Origin of the sequence: Streptomyces sp. HSW2009 (assembly GCF_040240285.1) — a bacterium.
GTDB lineage: Bacteria > Actinomycetota > Actinomycetes > Streptomycetales > Streptomycetaceae > Streptomyces.
Genome location: NZ_JBEHZD010000118.1, coordinates 1 through 16,527, shown reverse-complemented (window position 1 = coordinate 16,527; position 16,527 = coordinate 1). Strand labels below are relative to the sequence as shown.

Here is a 16,527-nt window from a genome sequence, read left to right as displayed (position 1 = left end):
CCCCCACCCACCACACGCCTTCGCGCCGCCGCCTTACTTTTTTTAAACCCCCCGGGGGCGGGGCCCGGGCCCCCCCCCCCGGTGGGGGGGGCCACGGAGTGCCATGGGCCCCTGTGTCGTCCGCGCCGGTCACGTCAGGCAAGCTAAGACCTCCCGAAGGGGACCAGGTGGGAAGGGGCGCCGCTGGTGTGCGCCCCCTCGTACCGGCTTCAGCAGGTGGAGATCTTGGAGGCTAGACGGTGGTGCGCTCGCAGGCCCGCGAGGTGGTCGACCCCGCGCCGGGGGGCGGCCTGTCGCGGCGCACCCTCGGCTTCGAAACGGTGCTGGTGCTCGCGCTGTCGCTGGGCGCCAGCGGGGTGTCCGCGCTGATCGACTTCATCGGCTCGGCCACCGAACCAGGCGGGCTCAGCAATCAGACAGCCAACCTCAACTCGTCCGCCGCGCCCGGCCGGCCCTGGCTCGACCTGGCCTGGCAGCTCTTCGGGATCTCCACCGCCCTGGTCCCGGTCGCCCTCGTCGCCCACCTGCTGCTGCGCGAGGGGTCCGGCCTGCGGGCGATCGGCTTCGACCTGCGGGCACCCCGCTCCGACCTGGGCTGGGGGACCCTGGTCGCGGCGGGCATCGGCGGCTCGGGCCTCCTCCTCTACATCGGCGCCCGCGCCGCCGGGGCCAACCTGACCGTGGTGCCCGAGTCGCTGCCGGACGTGTGGTGGAAGTATCCGGTGCTCATCGCCTCCGCCGTGCAGAACGCGGTGGTCGAGGAGGTGATCGTGGTGGGTTATCTGCTGCGGCGGCTCGGCCAGTTGGAGTGGGGCCCGCTGGCGGCCCTCGCCGCCAGCGCCGTACTGCGCGGCTCGTACCACCTCTACCAGGGCATCGGCGGGTTCTTCGGCAACCTGGTGATGGGCGTGATCTTCGTATGGCTCTATCGGCGCTGGGGCCGGGTCGGGCCGCTGGTCGCCGCGCACGCCCTGATCGACATCGTGGCCTTTGGCGGTTACGGGCTCCTGGAGGGCGAGGTCAGTTGGCTGCCGGAGCAGTGACCGCGGTGGCGTGGAGTTCACCGTCGATCACGGTGACGGCCGTGCCTTCGAGGAGCGTACGGGCGCCGCGCAGCAGGGTCCGCACCCGGCCGGTGCGTGCCGAAACCTGAAGCCCCGTCAGCTCGGTGCGGCCCAGCCGCGGTGACCACAGCGGGGCCAGGGCGGTGTGGGCACTGCCGGTCACCGGGTCCTCGTCGATGCCGGAGGCGGGGCCGAAGAAGCGCGAGACGAAGTCGTAATCGGCGTCGGCGCGCTCGGCCGCCGCGGTCACGATCACCCCGCGCACCGGGAGCCCCGCGACGGCGGGCAGATCGGGGGCCAGCGTGCGCACGGCGGCTTCGGTGGCGAGTTCCACCAGCAGGTCACCGACGTTCGGACCGGTGTCGTAGCAGGCCAGCACGGGGGCGCCGAGCGCGGCCGGCAGGCTGGGCGGGGGAGTGGTCGCGGTCAGCGGGGCGGTCGGGAAGTCCAGCGTGATGATGCCGCCGGTTGCGGTTGCGGTTGCGGGCGCCGTGGCGGTCGTGGTGGCCGGGCCGGGGGCCTGCGCCGCGCCGGTGGGCAGCGCAGCCGTCAGCACCCCGCTGCGGGTGGCGAACCTGACGGTGCCGCTGGCCGTCCCGGTGGTGTGCAGCACGTGTGCGGTGGCCAGCGTGGCGTGACCGCACATCGCCACCTCGGTGGTGGGGGTGAACCAGCGCAGTGCCCAGTCGGCGTCCGGGTCGTCGGGCAGCGGATGGGCGAAGGCGGTCTCCGACAGGTTGACCTCCGCGGCGACCTGCGCCAGCCAGGCGTCGTCGGGGAAGGGCCCGGCGGGGAGCAGCACCACTGCCGCGGGGTTGCCGGCGAAGGGGCGGTCGGTGAAGGCGTCGACGATTCGTATGCGCATGGGCCGACTCTAGGCCGCCCCCGGACGGTCGCGTACGTCGCACACCGCGGTCGGCGCCGCGCGGGTGGGCAGGGTGTGCCGCCCCGATGGGTCCGTACCGCCGATGCCCGGTACTGACCCGATCGGGGCGGCCGTCCGCCCGCCGGCCACCGCCGTCGACGCCGGCCGGGCCGCCCCGTCAGCGGTGACCCGGCCGGCATCGCCTGCGGCGGGTTACTGGCCTGCCGGCCCTTCACTTCAGCGGCCTCTCACCTCAGGCGCTGGCTCTCCACTTGAGGTGCCGGCCAGCTACGTGAGGTGCGGACTGTTACTTCAGGTGCCGGTCGAAGAAGCGGGTGCCGTCCTCCAACTCGAACCACGGGGTACCGGTGTGCCCGCCCAGGTTGGCGTGCAGGGTCTTCTCCCGGGTGCCGAAGGCGTCGAACAGGTCCAGCGCCCGTTGCCTGGGGTTCCCTTCGTCGTCCCACTGGAGCAGGAGCAGCAGCGGGACGGTGACCTGCCGGGCCTCCGCGCGCTGGGCGCGGGGCACGTAACCGCCGGCGAAGAGGCCGGCGGCGGCGATGCGGGGCTCGGTCACCGCGAGGTGGATGCCGACGGCGGTCCACCCCGAGTATCCGACCGGGCCGCCGATCTCGGGCAGCCCGAGGAGTGCGTCCAGGGTGGTCCGCCAGTCCGGGACCGCCCGTTCGACCAGCGGGCCGACGACGGCCTCGAAGACCTCGTCAGCCGGCTCGCCGGCCGCCACCGCCCGGCGCAATGCGGCGCGCGCCTGGGTGTCCGCGGCGGTACGGGGCCGATCGCCACATCCGGCGGCGTCGATGCTGGCCACCGCGTAACCGGCCGCCGCGGTGTACCGGGCCCGGGCCACGAGCCTGGGCTGCGACTTGGGCAGACCGTTGTTGTGGGCCATCAGGACCAGCGGTACGGGGGTGGCGGACGGCGGCGTCCACAGGGTGCCGGGTATCTCGCCAAGGGTGAAGGTGCGCTCAAGAACGCCGTCGTCGAGGCGCTGTTCGGAAGCGAAGTGCATGGTCGTGCCTTTCGGGAGCTCAGATATGGCGCTCCCGGACGACCTACCGCCCGACCGTGACCCCGCAGGGGAGCACCCATGTCGATATAGCGTTCACGGGTACCACCTCCTGGGTCTCTTGCACGGCCGCCGGCAGGCTAACAGGGCACGGGGCGGTCGGTCGACGGAGTTTTTTGGCGTCCGCCGGGCTGGTCGGCTGGCGGTGGGCGGTGGGCGGTGGGCGGTCGGTGGCGGGGCGGGCAGGTGTGGTGCGGGGGTGTGGTCAACGCGCGATGGGCTCGCTTCGGGTGTGTGGGTGAGGGGGACGGTGGTTGGGTTGGTGAGTACGACATGGGGGCTTCCACGGCACAGGCAATGACCGCCAGGGTGTGTTGGGCCGGGTGAACCCGACGACGACCGGGCAACACGGCATGGCGCCCCCAGCGACGTCTACCGACTGCCCAGTCGGCTGGTCACCACGTCGAGCGTCGGCCAGGGTGGTCCGCCTCGTAGCAGGCGAAGAAGTCCTTCCCCGAATCGTCTGCCGCTGGGAAAGCGGTCGTCACGGTCCCAACGCCATGCTGCGACCATCGCGAGGACGAGTTGTCGGCACGCGTCCAACAGGTCCCGATCTACGTCCGGATAGTGCTCGCAGACCGCCTCCGCAACATGAGCGAGATCGAACTCGACCGGCCCACGGCAGTACGTCTCAAGGTCGATGAACAACGGGCCGCCCGCCGTGCTGAGCACATTGCCCGGATGCGGCTCACCGTGCAGCAGTTGCTCCGCTGCGCCGCGGCCCTCGATGGTCCGGCGCAGGCAGTCCAGTGTGCTGCTGAGGAACGCGCGGTCCGCTTCGGTGAGTTCGGGCGAGCGGTCCGAGTCGGCGACTATTTCTTGCGCCTCTGCGATCCGGTCAGTGAACCGTGGGCTCGCCACGGCGACCCTGCGCATGCCGGCGTGCAGTTGCGCCAGCGCCTTGGCGTAATCGGCTGGTGGGACATGGGGTGTGACGGGTTCGTAGTAGGTCCACAACGTCACTGCGAAGCCATCGTGGTGGTACGCGCGCGGCCCCACCCGAGGCTCCACGGTGCCCACCGGGCAGCCGGCCTCGGCCAGCCGTTGAGCGAGGTCGACTTCGAACTGCGCGGCCTGCCCCATCGGGGCGACCCGGGCCAGCACGCCGCACGGCGTCAGCCGCAGCGTGAGCCTGTTCGAGTCGTGGAGAACGACTGCGCCGTCAGTTGGCAGATCGAGCGATGCGGCGATCGACGCCGCAGCCGCGATGGCACGTGTGAGGTCGGCGGTATCCACTGGTGAAGCTTGGCATGGGTGAGTGGGGGCGGTGCTGGACCGGTGTGGTCAGGTGCCGGTTGCTGGGGCTGGATATGAGCCAGTCGCGCTCCACCCTTTCGCTTCCGGCGAGCGAGGAAGGGTCCTGGCCCGGCCTTCGGTGAGGACGCCGTGCGTTCGGTGTGGTGTGGGACCGACAACAAGAGCCCCTCCGTGGGCCTTGTCGGGCGATCGGTTCCGATATATCGTTGACGTATCGCGATCGATCAACGATGCGACGTTGCTGATGGTCGCGGCAAGGAAGTGATCGCTGCACACGACAGAAGGAGTACGACCATGAGGTACGGACACGGGCGCGGCCACTGTGGGCCCGGCTGGGGTGACGGGGGCGAGGGTGTGGAGCGTCGGGCTGCCTTCGGGGCGTTTGGGCCGCCCTTTGGGGGGCCGCCGTTCGGGGGGCGGGGGCGTGGTGGGCCGCGTGGGAGGGCGCGGCGTGGTGACGTACGGGCGTCGATCCTGGCGCTGCTGCGCGACCGGCCGATGCACGGGTACGAGATGATCCAGGAGATCAGCGAGCGCAGCGGTGGGGCCTGGCGGCCCAGCCCGGGCTCCGTCTATCCGACTCTCCAACTGCTGGAGGACGAGGGGCTGATCAGTAGCGTCAGCGAGGGCGGCAAGAAGCTGTTCACGCTGACCGACGAGGGGCGTGCCGAAGCCGAGGCGGGGTCGCAGGCGCCGTGGGAGGATGCGGGGCGCGGCGTCGACTGGGAGACCGTCCAGGAGATCAGGCAGGCGGGCGTCGGTGTGATGGAGGCGCTGGCCCAGGTGTGGAAGACGGGTACCAAGGAGCAGCGGGCCAAGGCGCTGGCCGTCATCGGTGAGACGCGCAAGAAGCTGTACCTGATCCTCGCCGAGGAAGACTGACCCGCTGCCACGGTTGGCTGCTTCCGGCGAGGCGCCGTGAGTGCTCCGGGCGGTGGTGGCCGCCGTGGCCGGGTTGGTCGTGTGGCTTGTGTGTGGCTTGCGCGTGCGGTGGCGATGGGTGAGTCGTGGGAAGGGCGTGGGTAGGGGCGTATGCGGCTGGCCGGAGGTGGCTGGCCTTGGAACCAACCCACTTCCGGGCCGGGAGCAACTCCAGTGGAGCTCCCGGCCCGGGAGTAACCCTGGGAGACCTACCAACCCGGGAGCAGCCGCAACAGATGGCTTTTGCTCGTACGCTGGCTGGCTGGCTGGCTGGCTGGCTGGCTGATGCGAGCGGGCGGGCGGGTGGCGTCCGTTCGTACGGCGATGGGTGTGTCGGGCGGGTGTGTCGGCGCGTGCTGCCCCGCGTCCGGGAGGCGTACCGCAAGGGGCTGCCTGCGGCATGCCGGTAGCAGGCGCGCTGGGGGCGGGTGGGAAATCGGGGTGGATCTCCTCCGTAGGGAGGAGGCGGTGGCGTTGGGTGCCCAACCAGCGTTGGATGGGCAAATGCTTCCCTGCGGGGATGCTTCGGGCCACTGGGGCTGATGTGGTGAGAGGGTGCAAAGTCGTATCCCCCTTCCCGGCCAGGCAGGACCGGCCGCACCGAACGGCCCGGGTGGGCCCGGCGGTCGTTTTCGCGCGGCCGGTTCGGGTGGTGCCCAAGCCGCGACCGTGGACGCCGATCAGCCGCCGATCCTCCTGAGCGACGAGTTGACCTCGGTGATTGCCGCCGCGCGCCGTCGCGCACACCGTGATGCCGATCGACAAGTCGATACCGCGCACGTCTTACACGCCGTACTGGAGTCGGTGCCTGACGTGGCGGCCCACTTCGACGGCGGCCGGACCCAAGTCGCGCGGGTGCTCAGCTATCTGGCACAGCGCACCATCGGGTACGGCATGAGCTGGCACGGCACCGTGGAGGATTCCGGTGCCGTGCCAGTGGCGCGTCAGGGGCCGGCTCACTGGTCGCCCGCCGTCGAGGCGGCCGTGGTGCGGGCGAACGGCCGCGCCGCGGTCCGCGGGGCCGCACTCGCGCAGGGCTTCGACCTCTTCGTCGCGCTGACCGACGACCGCGCGTGTCGGGCCGTCGAGGTCCTGCACGGAGCCGGCGTGGACCTGGAGAGCCTGGCCCTGCGACTGGCCACGGAGTTCGCGCGCCGCGCCACCGAGGCTGCCAGGAGTAACCTGGAAAACGGTCCTGACATGGCCTGAGTCGGCTGCCATGATGTGCCGATGCGCGCGTCGTCGACCAAGAACACCGGCCTCGGACTCGCCCTGGCCTCGGCCCTGACCTTCGGCAGCTCCGGCGTGGGTGCCAAGCCGCTCATCGAAGCCGGACTCGACCCGCTCCACGTCACCTGGCTGCGTGCGGCGGGCGCGGCCGTACTGCTCTTGCCCATCGCCTGGCGCCACCGCTTGCTGGTGGTCCGACGGCCGGGCCTGCTCGCCGGGTTCGGCCTGTTGGCCGTCGCCGGCGTGCAAGCCTGCTACTTCGCCGCCATCTCCCGCATCCCGGTGGGCGTCGCGCTGCTCATCGAATACCTGGGGCCGGCGCTGCTGCTCGGCTGGGTGCGGTTCGTCCAGCGGCGCCCGGTGAGCCGCGCCGCCGCGATCGGCGTCGCGCTGGCCGTCGGCGGCCTGGCCTCCGTGGTCGAACTGTGGGCCGGGCTCACCTTCGACGCCGTCGGGTTGCTGCTCGGCCTCGGCGCCGCCTGCTGCCAGGTCGGTTACTTCCTCCTTGCCGACCAGGGCGCTGACGACGCGGAACCCGCAGACCCGCTGGGCGTGGTCGCCTTCGGGATGGTGGTCGGCACGCTCGTCCTCACCGTCATCGCCCGCCCCTGGGGCATGGACTGGGCGGTGCTCGGGGGCCGCGCCGAGATGGCGGGGGCGCGGCTGCCGGCCGTGCTGCTGCTGGCATGGGTGATCCTGGTGGCGACGGTGACCGCCTACGTCACCGGCGTACTCGCCGTACGGCACCTCTCCCCGCAGGTCGCCGGCGTCGTCGCGTTCCTCGAAGCCGTCGTCGCGACCGTACTCGCCTGGGTCCTGCTGGCCGAGGAGTTGGGTGTGCCGCAGGTGGTCGGTGGGTGTGTCGTGCTGGTCGGGGCGTTCATCGCGCAGACCGCCGCCCCGCGCCGTACGCCACAGGTGACGGTCGCCGGCGCGCCGTCCGCCACCCACGACCGCGCCGGTCACTCCGACGTACCGGTCGCCGGTGGCCACCGTGGTACGGGCCCGGGGCGGACGGGCGAGGGGACGGGGGCCGGAGCAGGGGCCGGTACGGAGTTGTCCGGCGATTCTCCCACCGCTTAGTGTGATGAACGTGCCGATGACTGTGCTGCCGCCTCCTGCCCGCTAGGGCGGGCGGCTCCCACCGGAAGATCCGCGTTCGAGGCGAGCCCTCGGACTGGTTGACGCTGCCCGCAGACGGATGACGCAACCGACCACAGCCGATCTGAGCTGTCTTCCGTGGGAGAACCCTTCGTGCTCACCCCTGTGCACTCCGCGCTGCCCGTAGGCCGCGGACTCGCCTATGTCACCTTTGCTGCCACCACCTGGGGCACCGCAGGAGCGGCGGCCTCACTGCTCTTCGAGACCAGCGGGCTCGGCCCGCTCGCGCTGACCTTCTGGCGCACCCTGGGCGGCCTCGCCCTGATGCTCCCGGTACTGCTGCTGCGCCGGCGCGGGCCGGCCACCCGTCCGGTGCGGCCCCGCTCCTCGCGCCGCGACCGTACGCTCCGCATCGTCGTCACCGGCCTGGGGCTGACCGTCTTCCAAGCCGCCTACTTCCAGGCCGTCGACGCCACCGGCCTTGCGGTCGCCACCGTCGTCACGCTGGGGGCGGCCCCCGTCATGGTCGCCCTGGCCGGGCGGGTCACCGTCGGCGAACACCTCGGACGGGGCGGCGTGTTCGCCGTCGTCGGGGCGTTGGCCGGACTGAGCGTGCTGATCTTCGGCAGCGAGGGCACCGGCGAGGTCCGGCCGGCCGGCATCGGGCTCGCCCTGCTCTCGGCCGCCGGCTACGCCACCATCACCGTCTACACCCGCTATCTCGGGCGGGGCGGCGACGCCGTCGACCCCTACCTCACCACGGTCACCTCGTTCGCGGTGTGCGCCGGCTGCCTGTTGCCGTTCGCGCTGGCGGAAGGGGTGTTGCCGAGGGCCGAGCAGTGGGGGCAGACGCTGGGGCTGCTCGTCTACATCGCCTCCGTACCGACGGCGCTCGCGTACGGCCTGTACTTCACCGGCCTCGCCGTCGTACGCGCCACCACGGTCTCGGTCCTCACACTGATCGAACCGGTCACGGCCGCGGCCATCGCCGTGGCGCTCCTGGACGAACGGCTGACGGCCGCGACCCTGGTCGGTACGGCCGTGCTGCTGTGCGCCGTGGCGGCCCTCGCCTTCGCGGAGACGCGCGCCAATCCCGGCACCGGGGGGTGATGCGGCCCGTCTGACCGGCCGGCCTGCTGGCCCCGCGGGTCAGCGGGCCGGCCCGGCGCCCGCGCGCCAGCGATGGTGTGCGGTGCTCGGTGCGCTCCGACAATGGGCCGTCTGCCGTCGGAGTCGCGCTGCGTCGTGTGGGGTTGCTTCGTGCTGCGCTGCATCGCGATGCGTCCCGCCGCCGGGGAGTTGTGGGTGGCGACCCGTCGTGCGGCGGTTGTGCCGGCGAGCCGGGTGCTGGCCGGCACACCCTTTGGCCGGTGGGCCCGGATGGCACACCCTTCGACCGGGCGGGCCCGGCCGGCACACCCTTCGGTCGCCGACCGGCCGCGCGGCCGGGTTGCCGCGAGGGCGCTGCTGCGGCGGCCCAGCGGTCAGCGGTTTGTGACGTAGTCGGGGACCGGTATGTCAGCCGCTAGGTCGTCCGACGGTTCCGGTGTGCCGAAACCGGAGGTCACGGGGAGGACGCCGGCCCAGTGCGGCAGCCCCAGGTCCTCCGGCTCGTCGTTCGGGCCACCCACCCGCCACTTCGCCGACGCCTCCGCGAGGTCGATGCGGAGTACGGCCGTGGCGGCCAACTCCTTGGCGTTCGCGGGGCGGCAGTCGGCGGCACGGCCGGGCATCACATGGTTGACCAGGGCATCGAGGGCGGCGGTGCGCTCGGCCGGGTCGGTGACCTGCTGGGCCACCCCGTGCACCACGACCGAGCGGTAGTTGATGGAGTGGTGGAAGGCCGAACGGGCCAGCACCACGCCGTCCACATGCGTCACCGTCACACACACGGCGAGCCCCGGCTGTGCCGGCTCGGCTGCCTCGTCCGCCCCGGGGGACCCGTGCGCCGCGGAATCCGCCCCGGCCCCCGCGGCCATGCGCAGCGGGCGTGAGCCGGTGGAACCATGGACGTAGAGGCGCTCGCCTACGCGCGCGTAGAGCGTGGGCAGTACGACCGGCGCCCCGTCGCGTACGAAGCCCAGATGGCAGACGAAGGACTGGTCGAGCAGCGAGTGCACCAACGCGCTGTCATAGGCGGCCCGGTCGCGGTCCCGGGAGGTCACGGTCCGGTCGGTCGGCCCGTACGCACCGGTGGGGGCGTCCGTGGTGGCAGGCCGGGCGGGGCCCGGCGTGGCAGCGTGGGTGCCAGCGGGGGCGGCGGAATCGTCGGCAGCCATTGCCTTCTCCTTTGTATTAGTGCATACTCGTCATTGTGCTAGGAGAGTATCGGATCGAGGGGCGGCGTGCCGTAGAAATTGCCGCCAGTGTGGAACGGGCCGTAAGCTCGGGCGGGCTCGCGCCTGGTGAACTACTGCCTCCTATGCGGGAGTTGGCGGTCGAGCTCGGTGTCAATCCGAATACGGTGGCGGCGGCCTACCGCTCGCTGCGCGATCGCGGCGTCATCGAGACGGCCGGGCGGCGGGGCAGCCGGGTGCGCCCCCGGCCGGCGACCACCTCGCGGGAGGCGATCGGCGTCGACGTGCCCGAGGGGGTGCGTGACCTGGCGACGGGCAATCCGGACCCCGCCCTGCTGCCCTCGTTCCGCGCCGCGCTGGCGGCGGTGAGCGTGCAGTACGAGCAGCAGTCGATGTTCTACGGCGCCCCGCTGGTGTCGGCGCCGCTGGCCCGGCTGGCGCAGGCGCAGCTCGCCGCCGACGGGGTCCCCAAGGGGCCGATCGCCGTCGTCTCCGGAGCGCTCGACGGCGTTGAGCGGGTGCTCGCCGCGCATCTGCGACCGGGGGACGTGGTGGCGGTCGAGGACCCCGGCTGGGGTGGCCTGCTCGACCTGATCCCGGCGCTCGGGCTGCGGCCGGAGCCGGTGGCGCTGGACGACGAGGGGCCGCTGCCCGCCGCGGTGGAGCGGGCGGTGCGGCGCGGGGCCAGGGCGCTGGTGGTGACCAGCCGTGCGCAGAACCCGACGGGGGCGGCGGTGAGCGCCGACCGCTGCCGCGAACTGCGCACTCTGCTCGCCGAAAGCCCCGAGCTGCTGCTGATCGAGGACGACCACGGACACGGCATCGTCGACCTGCCGCTCCACACCCTCGCGGGGGCGACCGACCGCTGGGTGCTGGTCCGCTCCACGGCCAAGGCGTACGGGCCTGACCTGCGGTTGGCCGTGCTCACCGGGGACCCGACCACGGTGGATCGGGTGGGTGGGCGGCTACGCCTCGGGCCCGGCTGGGTCAGCCACCTGTTGCAGGACACCGTGCGCCACCTCTGGGAGACGGAGGCCGTGCGCCCGGAGCGGGTCGCGGCCTCCTACGCCGAGCGGCGCGACGCGCTCAGGGCGGCACTGGCCGAGCGGGGGATCGAGGCGTTCGGGCGCAGCGGCATGAACGTGTGGGTGCCGGTCCCCGATGAGACCGTCGCGGTCTCCCGGTTGCAGCGCGCCGGGTGGGCCGTCGCCCCCGGGGCCCGCTTCCGCATGGCCTCACCACCCGGTGTCCGGCTGACCGTGTCCGGCATCGGGGTCGAAGAGGTCGATGCGGTCGCGGACGCCATCGCATCCGCCATCCGCCCGGCGTCGCCGGGGCGCTACGGCTGATCGGGCGCCGGAGCGGGCGCTCGCGCGGCGGCTGGCTTGCGGGGGCCGCGCTGGGTGAGGGCGGCTCCGGCAAGGACGATCAGCGCGCCGACCGGGGTGTTCCACGTCAGGCCCTCGCCCAGGACCAGTACGCCGGCCGCCGTCGCGACGACCGGAATGAAGTAGGTGACGAGCGTCGCCGTCGTGGGCCCGATCTCCGCGACCAGCCCGTACTGGACCACGAAGGCGAGCCCGGTCCCCAGGGTGCCCAGGGCCAGGACGGACAGCAGGGGGAGCACGGGCAGCGCATCGGGGGTGGCGGCGAAGAAGGGGGCGACCAGGCCGAGTTGCACCGTGCCGAGCAGCAACTGGCCGCCGGCCATGGAGATGTTCGAGTGGGGGGCGTCCGCCAGGGTGCGTCGTACGTAGATCCAGCCGACCGCGTAGCTGAACGAGGCGACCAGTGCCATCGCGGTGCCGGTCGGGTCCTGGCCGGAGAAGCCCTGCCAGGCGCCGAGCACGATGAGTACGCCGACGAACCCCAGCCCGAGCCCGGCCAGGCGGCGGCGGGTGGGGCGGTCCTCGGACAGTGCGACGAGGGAGAGCGTCATGCCCCAGAGCGGGGTGGTGGCGTTGCAGATGCCCGCCAGGGTGGACGAGATGTGCAGTTCCGAATAGGCGAAGAGGGAGAACGGGAAGGCGTTGAGCAGGAAGGACGCCACCGTGAGATGGCCCCACAGGCGGGCTCCGCGCGGCAGCCGGTCGCGCTTGACGACCAGTACCGCCAGCAGGACGAGCGTGCCGAATAGCAGCCGCCCGAAGGTGACGTAGAGCGGGGCGAAGCCGTCCGTGCCGACCTTGATGAACAGGAAGCTGAACCCCCAGATCAGGGACAGCGCGGCGAATCGTATGCGCCAGTCGAAGAGCCGGTGCCGCCGGTGGCCTGTCGCCGGGGCGTCCGCACTCTCCGGCGCGGCGGGGGAGTCGGTCTCGTTGTCGCCGGTGGGGCCGCCGCCGGTGGCTGGTGTCTCGCCGGCCGTAGCGGTCGCGGCCTCCGATGGCGGGGTGATCTGGGTCGGGCGGGGGAGTGGGGCAGCGGGTGTGGTGAGCGGGGAGCCCGGGGTGGCTCGTGGGGCGGGGGGTGTGCGCATGGGTATCACCATGGCCGGCCGGACGGATTAGGACAATCGAGTTTTTGTGGCGGTCATCGCGTAGCATTGCTTACGTGTTGAACCTCGATCGTCTGCGGACGCTGCAAGCCGTTGCTCGCCACGGTTCGGTGAGTGCCGCCGCCGACGGGCTGCACGTGACCACGTCCGCGGTGTCCCAACAGTTGGCGAAGTTGGAACGGGAGACCGGGCAGCAACTCCTGGCCAAGAACGGCCGGGGGGTGCGGCTGACGGATGCCGGCCGGCTGCTCGCCGACCACGCCTCGCGCATCCTGTCGCAGGTCGAACTGGCCCAGGCCGATCTGGAGGCGCAGCGCGGTCAGGCGGTGGGTGAGCTGTCGCTGGGCGCGTTCCCGACCGCCGCGCGCGGCCTGCTCCCCGCAGCGCTCGTACGGCTGCGTGCTGAGCATCCTCAACTGCGGGCAAAACTTGAGGAGTTGGAGCCGGACGAGGCGGTTCCTGCGGTGATGCGCGGCGACCTCGACCTGGCGGTGGTGCTCGATTGGTACAACAAGCCGCTGCCCATGCCCGACGGGTTGGTGAAGGCGGCGCTGTTGGACGACCCCGCCGATGTGGCGATGCCGGCCGGCCATCCGCTGGCGGACCGCGACCAGGTGGAGTTGGAGGAGTTCGCGGACGACGAGTGGGTCTCCTGGCCCAAGGGCGAGTTCTGCCACGACTGGCTGATGCTCACCCTGCGGGGTGCGGGCATCGAGCCCCGTATCTGTCACATGGCCGAGGAGCACCACACCCAACTCGCCCTGATCGCGGCGGGGCTCGGCGTGGCGGTGGCCCCGCGGCTGGGGCGGGGCCCGATTCCGGACGGGGTGCGGGTGGTGCCCGTGCGGCACACCATGCGCCGGCACATCTACGCCATCTGGCGGGCCGACGCCGACCGCCGGCCGTCGATCCGGGCGGCGCTGGACGCCTTGCGGGCGTCCGCAGCCGAGCATCGGGCGGCCGAGGACGCCGCGTAGTCGGGCCGGCGCGGGCAGCGCGTGGGCTGTGAGGCGCCGGCCGGGGGGCGTCGGGTGGGAGTGGGGTGTGGGGAGCGGTACGCGGGGGTGCGCGGGATGCTCGGTGAAGCTCGGCCGGGACGCGGCAGGTGGTGCAGGGGCGTCGCGGGTGGGTTGCTCAGCGGCGTGCGTGGCGGATCGTGAGGCGGCCGAATCCCAGGGCGCCGGAGAAGCGGATCGTGGGGCCGTCGGCGCGGACGGGCGAGCGGGGCTCGTACCGGATGGTCTTCCACCCCGCGGTCAGCCCCTCGGTGTCCACGGTCGCGTCGCGCGGCACCGTGATCTTGGCGCCACCGGTGCCGAGCACCAACTCGATGTCGACGACCGGGTACGTGATGACCGCCCGGGCGAGGTTGAGGCGGACCTTTCCGAACGCCGACTCGACCTTGAGGTGCCGCGGCACCTGCCAGGGACCGCTGCGCTTGATCCGGCCGCTGGCCGCCGCGATCGTCGATGTGGTGCCCGGACGCTCCGGCGGCAGGTCGCGCACGGCCGTCGCCAACGCGTCCGGCGTCGTGGCCGTGAGCACCTGGTCCAGGCGCTGGTCCAGCTCCTCGTGCGAGATGCGGTCGTCGGCGTACGCCTCTTGCAGTCGCTGCACGGCGGCCTCGCGGTCCTCGTTGCGGAGCGGGGATCGGGCCGACGGCGACTGATCGTGCTGCGGAGAGGTCACCGTGTCACTCTAATGCCGCAGCGGCGGGTCGGGCAGCGCCAACACCTTTGGCAGGCAAGGAAAGTGGAAGCAGCCGGGGCCGGGCGTGACGGGCGGGTGGAGGCGCGTCCCTTGGCGTCCCCCGGGGCATCGGAACAGTCGGGGAAGGGGCAGGTCAGCGCAGCGTGATGGTGCCCTTCGCGATGGTGACCTTGGCGGCCTTCAGGGGGCGGGTCGCCGGGCCCTTGCGCACGCTGCCGTCGGCGATGTCGAACTTGCTGCCGTGGCAGTCGCAGTTGATGGTGCCGCCGGACACGCTCGCGACGGGACAGCCGTTGTGTGTGCAGATGGCGGAGAACGCCTTGTAGTCGCCGGCCGCCGGCTGGGTGACCACGACCCGCTGCTTCGTGAAGATGACGCCGCCGCCTTCCGGGACGTCCGCCGTGCGGCCGAGGGCGTGCGGGCCCGACGAGGTGTCATCACCCGCGTCGTCGCCGGAGTCGCCGCAGGCGGCGAGGGTGGCGGCCAGGCCCGCCACACCCACGGCCATGACCAGGGTGCGGCGGGACGGCTGGTGCGCGGTTGTCGTGGGTCGTGCCATGGCGCTGCTCCTGGCTGGGTGTCGTGGCCGGGGGTTGCCTGCGGACACCGACGTCCGGAGCCGGTCGCCGAGGGTCAGTCGCCGAGCGAGCGGCGGAGGAAGTCGACCTGGAACCGCAGAAGGTGTTCGGTGACCGCATTGTCCACCGGAAGGTGGGTGGCTTCCGGGAGCGGCAGCACCGTGTGTGGCCGTCCGGCGGACAACAGTTCCGCCGACAGGCGCAGTGTGTGGGCGACCAGCACGTTGTCGTCGGCGAGCCCGTGGACCAGCAGCAGCGGGCGCCGCAACAGGTGCCCGTGGCCCACCAGGGAAGCGCGGTCGTACGCCGCAGGGTCCTCGTCCGGGTGACCCAGGAACCGTTCCTTCCAGTGCGTGTCGTAGAGCCGCTGGTCGGCCGGGGCGGCGCCGGCGATGGCGGCGTGGAAGACCTCGGGGCGGTGCAGTACGGCGGCGGCTGCCAGAAACCCGCCGTAGGACCAGCCCCGGATCGCCACCCGGTCCAGGTCCAACTGGGGGTGGCCGGCCGCCGCCGCGTGCAGGGCGTCGACCTGGTCGTCGAGCACGGAGGTGAGCACGTCGCGGTGGATCGTCTTCTCCCAGCCGGGGCCGCGTCCCGGGGTGCCCCGGCCATCGGTGACCAGCACGGCGAACCCCTGCTCGGCGAACCACTGCGACACGCATGTCCACCAGGCACGACAGCGGCGTACGACGCGCATGCCGGGACCACCGTACGGGTCGAGCAGCACCGGCAGCCTGCCGTGCTCCGGGGTGTGCCAGGAGGGCAGGTACAGCGCGCTGCGCAGAGCCCGCGGGCCGAGGCGCAACAGGGTGGGACGCGGAATGAGCACGGGACGCTCGGCACGTGAGGCGATCTCACCCACCACGGCCGTGCCGCGCAGCACGGTGACGGTGTCGCCGTCGGGCGTGCGGCTGTCGAGTACGACGGTGCCGCCGCCGCACACCGCGTCGTGCACGCCGGGCGTCTCACTCAGCCGTCGCAGGCCATCGCCCGGGGCATAGGACCACACATGGCGTTCGGTCGGCTCGCTGCTCGCGGCGAACAGCACCCGCTCGCCGTCGACGCCGAGCACCGCATCGATCTGGAGCCCCGCGGGCGTCTGTGCCGGGCGGCCGTCCGACGCGCCGGCTGCCCCGTCGTCGGCGGGTACGAAGCGCAGGCCCCGGGTCTCGGGCGTCTCCCACGGCCAGACGCGGGTGCCGGCTGCGGTACGGGCCGGCAAGCCGGGCACGATCTGCACCCAGGCCGGGTCCTGCCGCTCGTGCAGGGTGTGGGTCAGGCCGGTGGCGGGATCGGCCGTCAGTACCCGCATCGTGCGCTGGTCACGGCTCTGCACGGTGAGGACGACGCGGGCCGCGGTCGCGCGCGGCGGGGCGGGATGCGGGTCGGCCGGCGATGTGGCGTCGGCCTCGGGGGCGGTGTCTGCGCCTTCCCAGCCTGCGGTGACCAGGTATTCGAAGGCCGAGCGGTCCCAGCACACCTCGGTGCGGCGTCCGTCCAGGGTGACGACGTGCAGCGAGACGTCGGCGTTGGGTGTGCCGGCCGACGGGTAGCGGATCGCGCGGGGCGGCCGTTGTGGGTGGGCCGCGTCGCCGATGAACAGGCGGCGCACCGGGGTGACGTCCACGCGTGCGGCCAGGACGGCCCGGCCGTCCGGCGACCACCAGAAGCCGCGGCTGCGGTCCATCGACTCGGCGGCCACGTGTTCGGCGAGCCCGTAGCTGACCTCGGGGCCCTCGGGCGCGAGCAACAGCCGGTCCCCGCCCGCACCCTGACCTCGATCGCCGGCAGTGGCGATGCCAGCCGGGGGGGGGGGGGGGGGGGCCCCCCCCCGCGGGGGGGGGGGGGGGCCCACCCCCCCCGGGCGGGGGCCCCCCGCGGGCCCCCCCCCCGCGCGGGCCGCGGGGGGGGGGCCGGGGG

General features: G+C 72.8%; 15 protein-coding genes. 7 read left to right on the top strand and 8 right to left on the bottom strand.

The genetic code is table 11. The features are described 5' to 3' along the window. Window positions 1-242 precede the first annotated feature (242 nt). Window positions 243-1,043, top strand: a complete 801-nt coding sequence (locus AAHZ94_RS12000) for a CPBP family intramembrane glutamic endopeptidase (RefSeq protein WP_349992821.1) — start codon at window positions 243-245, stop codon at window positions 1,041-1,043. Here AAHZ94_RS12000 and AAHZ94_RS11995 read toward each other — a convergent pair. The 3 genes from AAHZ94_RS11995 to AAHZ94_RS11985 all read right to left on the bottom strand — a co-directional run bounded on the left by AAHZ94_RS11995 (window position 1,021) and on the right by AAHZ94_RS11985 (window position 4,252). Continuing rightward, window positions 1,021-1,929, bottom strand: coding sequence for a PhzF family phenazine biosynthesis protein (locus tag AAHZ94_RS11995; RefSeq protein ID WP_349992820.1), 909 nt, complete (start codon window positions 1,927-1,929; stop codon window positions 1,021-1,023). The two genes, AAHZ94_RS12000 and AAHZ94_RS11995, sit on opposite strands and share 23 nt — an antisense overlap. A gap of 307 nt (window positions 1,930-2,236) precedes the next feature. Beyond that, window positions 2,237-2,959: a dienelactone hydrolase family protein gene (locus AAHZ94_RS11990; protein WP_349992819.1), complete on the bottom strand. Its 723-nt coding sequence runs from the start codon at window positions 2,957-2,959 to the stop codon at window positions 2,237-2,239. Window positions 2,960-3,388: 429 nt separating this feature from the next. Then, window positions 3,389-4,252 carry a phosphotransferase gene (locus AAHZ94_RS11985; protein ID WP_349992818.1) on the bottom strand — a complete coding sequence of 288 codons (864 nt, stop codon included), beginning with the start codon at window positions 4,250-4,252 and terminating at the stop codon, window positions 3,389-3,391. Between the two features lie 315 nt (window positions 4,253-4,567). Here AAHZ94_RS11985 and AAHZ94_RS11980 point away from each other — a divergent pair, with 315 nt between their 5' ends. From AAHZ94_RS11980 to AAHZ94_RS11965, 4 genes are all read left to right on the top strand, one after another. Beyond that, on the top strand, window positions 4,568-5,155 hold the full coding sequence (locus AAHZ94_RS11980) for a PadR family transcriptional regulator (protein WP_349992817.1): 588 nt from the start codon (window positions 4,568-4,570) through the stop codon (window positions 5,153-5,155). 708 nt (window positions 5,156-5,863) lie between these two features. Continuing rightward, window positions 5,864-6,403 carry a peptidase gene (locus tag AAHZ94_RS11975; protein WP_349992816.1) on the top strand — a complete coding sequence of 180 codons (540 nt, stop codon included), beginning with the start codon at window positions 5,864-5,866 and terminating at the stop codon, window positions 6,401-6,403. Window positions 6,404-6,424: 21 nt separating this feature from the next. Continuing rightward, window positions 6,425-7,507 carry an EamA family transporter gene (locus AAHZ94_RS11970; RefSeq protein ID WP_349992815.1) on the top strand — a complete coding sequence of 361 codons (1,083 nt, stop codon included), beginning with the start codon at window positions 6,425-6,427 and terminating at the stop codon, window positions 7,505-7,507. 171 nt (window positions 7,508-7,678) lie between these two features. Beyond that, on the top strand, window positions 7,679-8,635 hold the full coding sequence (locus AAHZ94_RS11965) for a DMT family transporter (protein ID WP_349992814.1): 957 nt from the start codon (window positions 7,679-7,681) through the stop codon (window positions 8,633-8,635). A 374-nt stretch (window positions 8,636-9,009) separates the two neighbouring features. Here the strand turns inward: AAHZ94_RS11965 and AAHZ94_RS11960 are convergent, their stop codons facing one another. Then, window positions 9,010-9,804, bottom strand: a complete 795-nt coding sequence (locus tag AAHZ94_RS11960; protein WP_349992813.1) for a pyridoxamine 5'-phosphate oxidase family protein — start codon at window positions 9,802-9,804, stop codon at window positions 9,010-9,012. Window positions 9,805-9,839: 35 nt separating this feature from the next. On the opposite strand from AAHZ94_RS11960, the gene AAHZ94_RS11955 reads away from it, so the two are divergent. Next, window positions 9,840-11,171, top strand: a complete 1,332-nt coding sequence (locus AAHZ94_RS11955; protein ID WP_349992812.1) for an aminotransferase class I/II-fold pyridoxal phosphate-dependent enzyme — start codon at window positions 9,840-9,842, stop codon at window positions 11,169-11,171. On the opposite strand, the gene AAHZ94_RS11950 is transcribed toward AAHZ94_RS11955, so the two are convergent. After that, window positions 11,162-12,301: a DMT family transporter gene (locus AAHZ94_RS11950; protein ID WP_349992811.1), complete on the bottom strand. Its 1,140-nt coding sequence runs from the start codon at window positions 12,299-12,301 to the stop codon at window positions 11,162-11,164. The two genes, AAHZ94_RS11955 and AAHZ94_RS11950, sit on opposite strands and share 10 nt — an antisense overlap. Before the next feature lie 74 nt (window positions 12,302-12,375). Between AAHZ94_RS11950 and AAHZ94_RS11945 the strand changes: the two genes are divergently transcribed. Beyond that, window positions 12,376-13,296 carry a LysR family transcriptional regulator gene (locus AAHZ94_RS11945; protein ID WP_349992810.1) on the top strand — a complete coding sequence of 307 codons (921 nt, stop codon included), beginning with the start codon at window positions 12,376-12,378 and terminating at the stop codon, window positions 13,294-13,296. Window positions 13,297-13,453: 157 nt separating this feature from the next. Here the strand turns inward: AAHZ94_RS11945 and AAHZ94_RS11940 are convergent, their stop codons facing one another. From AAHZ94_RS11940 to AAHZ94_RS11930, 3 genes are all read right to left on the bottom strand, one after another. After that, complete coding sequence (locus tag AAHZ94_RS11940) at window positions 13,454-14,008, bottom strand: DUF1707 SHOCT-like domain-containing protein (RefSeq protein WP_349992809.1); 555 nt, start codon at window positions 14,006-14,008, stop codon at window positions 13,454-13,456. Window positions 14,009-14,162: 154 nt separating this feature from the next. Beyond that, entirely contained in the window at window positions 14,163-14,588 is a 426-nt protein-coding gene (locus AAHZ94_RS11935; protein WP_349992808.1) for a Rieske (2Fe-2S) protein, read from the bottom strand. 74 nt (window positions 14,589-14,662) lie between these two features. Continuing rightward, window positions 14,663-16,527: S9 family peptidase (locus tag AAHZ94_RS11930; protein ID WP_349992807.1), on the bottom strand; the 1,865-nt coding region annotated here is incomplete at its 5' end.

Coding starts and splice junctions, on each gene's coding strand:
- AAHZ94_RS11950 (WP_349992811.1), bottom strand. CDS start 12,301: ATGCGCACACCCCCCGCCCCACGAGCCACCCCGGGCTCCCCGCTCACC.
- AAHZ94_RS11970 (WP_349992815.1), top strand. CDS start 6,425: ATGCGCGCGTCGTCGACCAAGAACACCGGCCTCGGACTCGCCCTGGCC.
- AAHZ94_RS11980 (WP_349992817.1), top strand. CDS start 4,568: ATGAGGTACGGACACGGGCGCGGCCACTGTGGGCCCGGCTGGGGTGAC.
- AAHZ94_RS11935 (WP_349992808.1), bottom strand. CDS start 14,588: ATGGCACGACCCACGACAACCGCGCACCAGCCGTCCCGCCGCACCCTG.
- AAHZ94_RS11990 (WP_349992819.1), bottom strand. CDS start 2,959: ATGCACTTCGCTTCCGAACAGCGCCTCGACGACGGCGTTCTTGAGCGC.
- AAHZ94_RS11995 (WP_349992820.1), bottom strand. CDS start 1,929: ATGCGCATACGAATCGTCGACGCCTTCACCGACCGCCCCTTCGCCGGC.
- AAHZ94_RS11960 (WP_349992813.1), bottom strand. CDS start 9,804: ATGGCTGCCGACGATTCCGCCGCCCCCGCTGGCACCCACGCTGCCACG.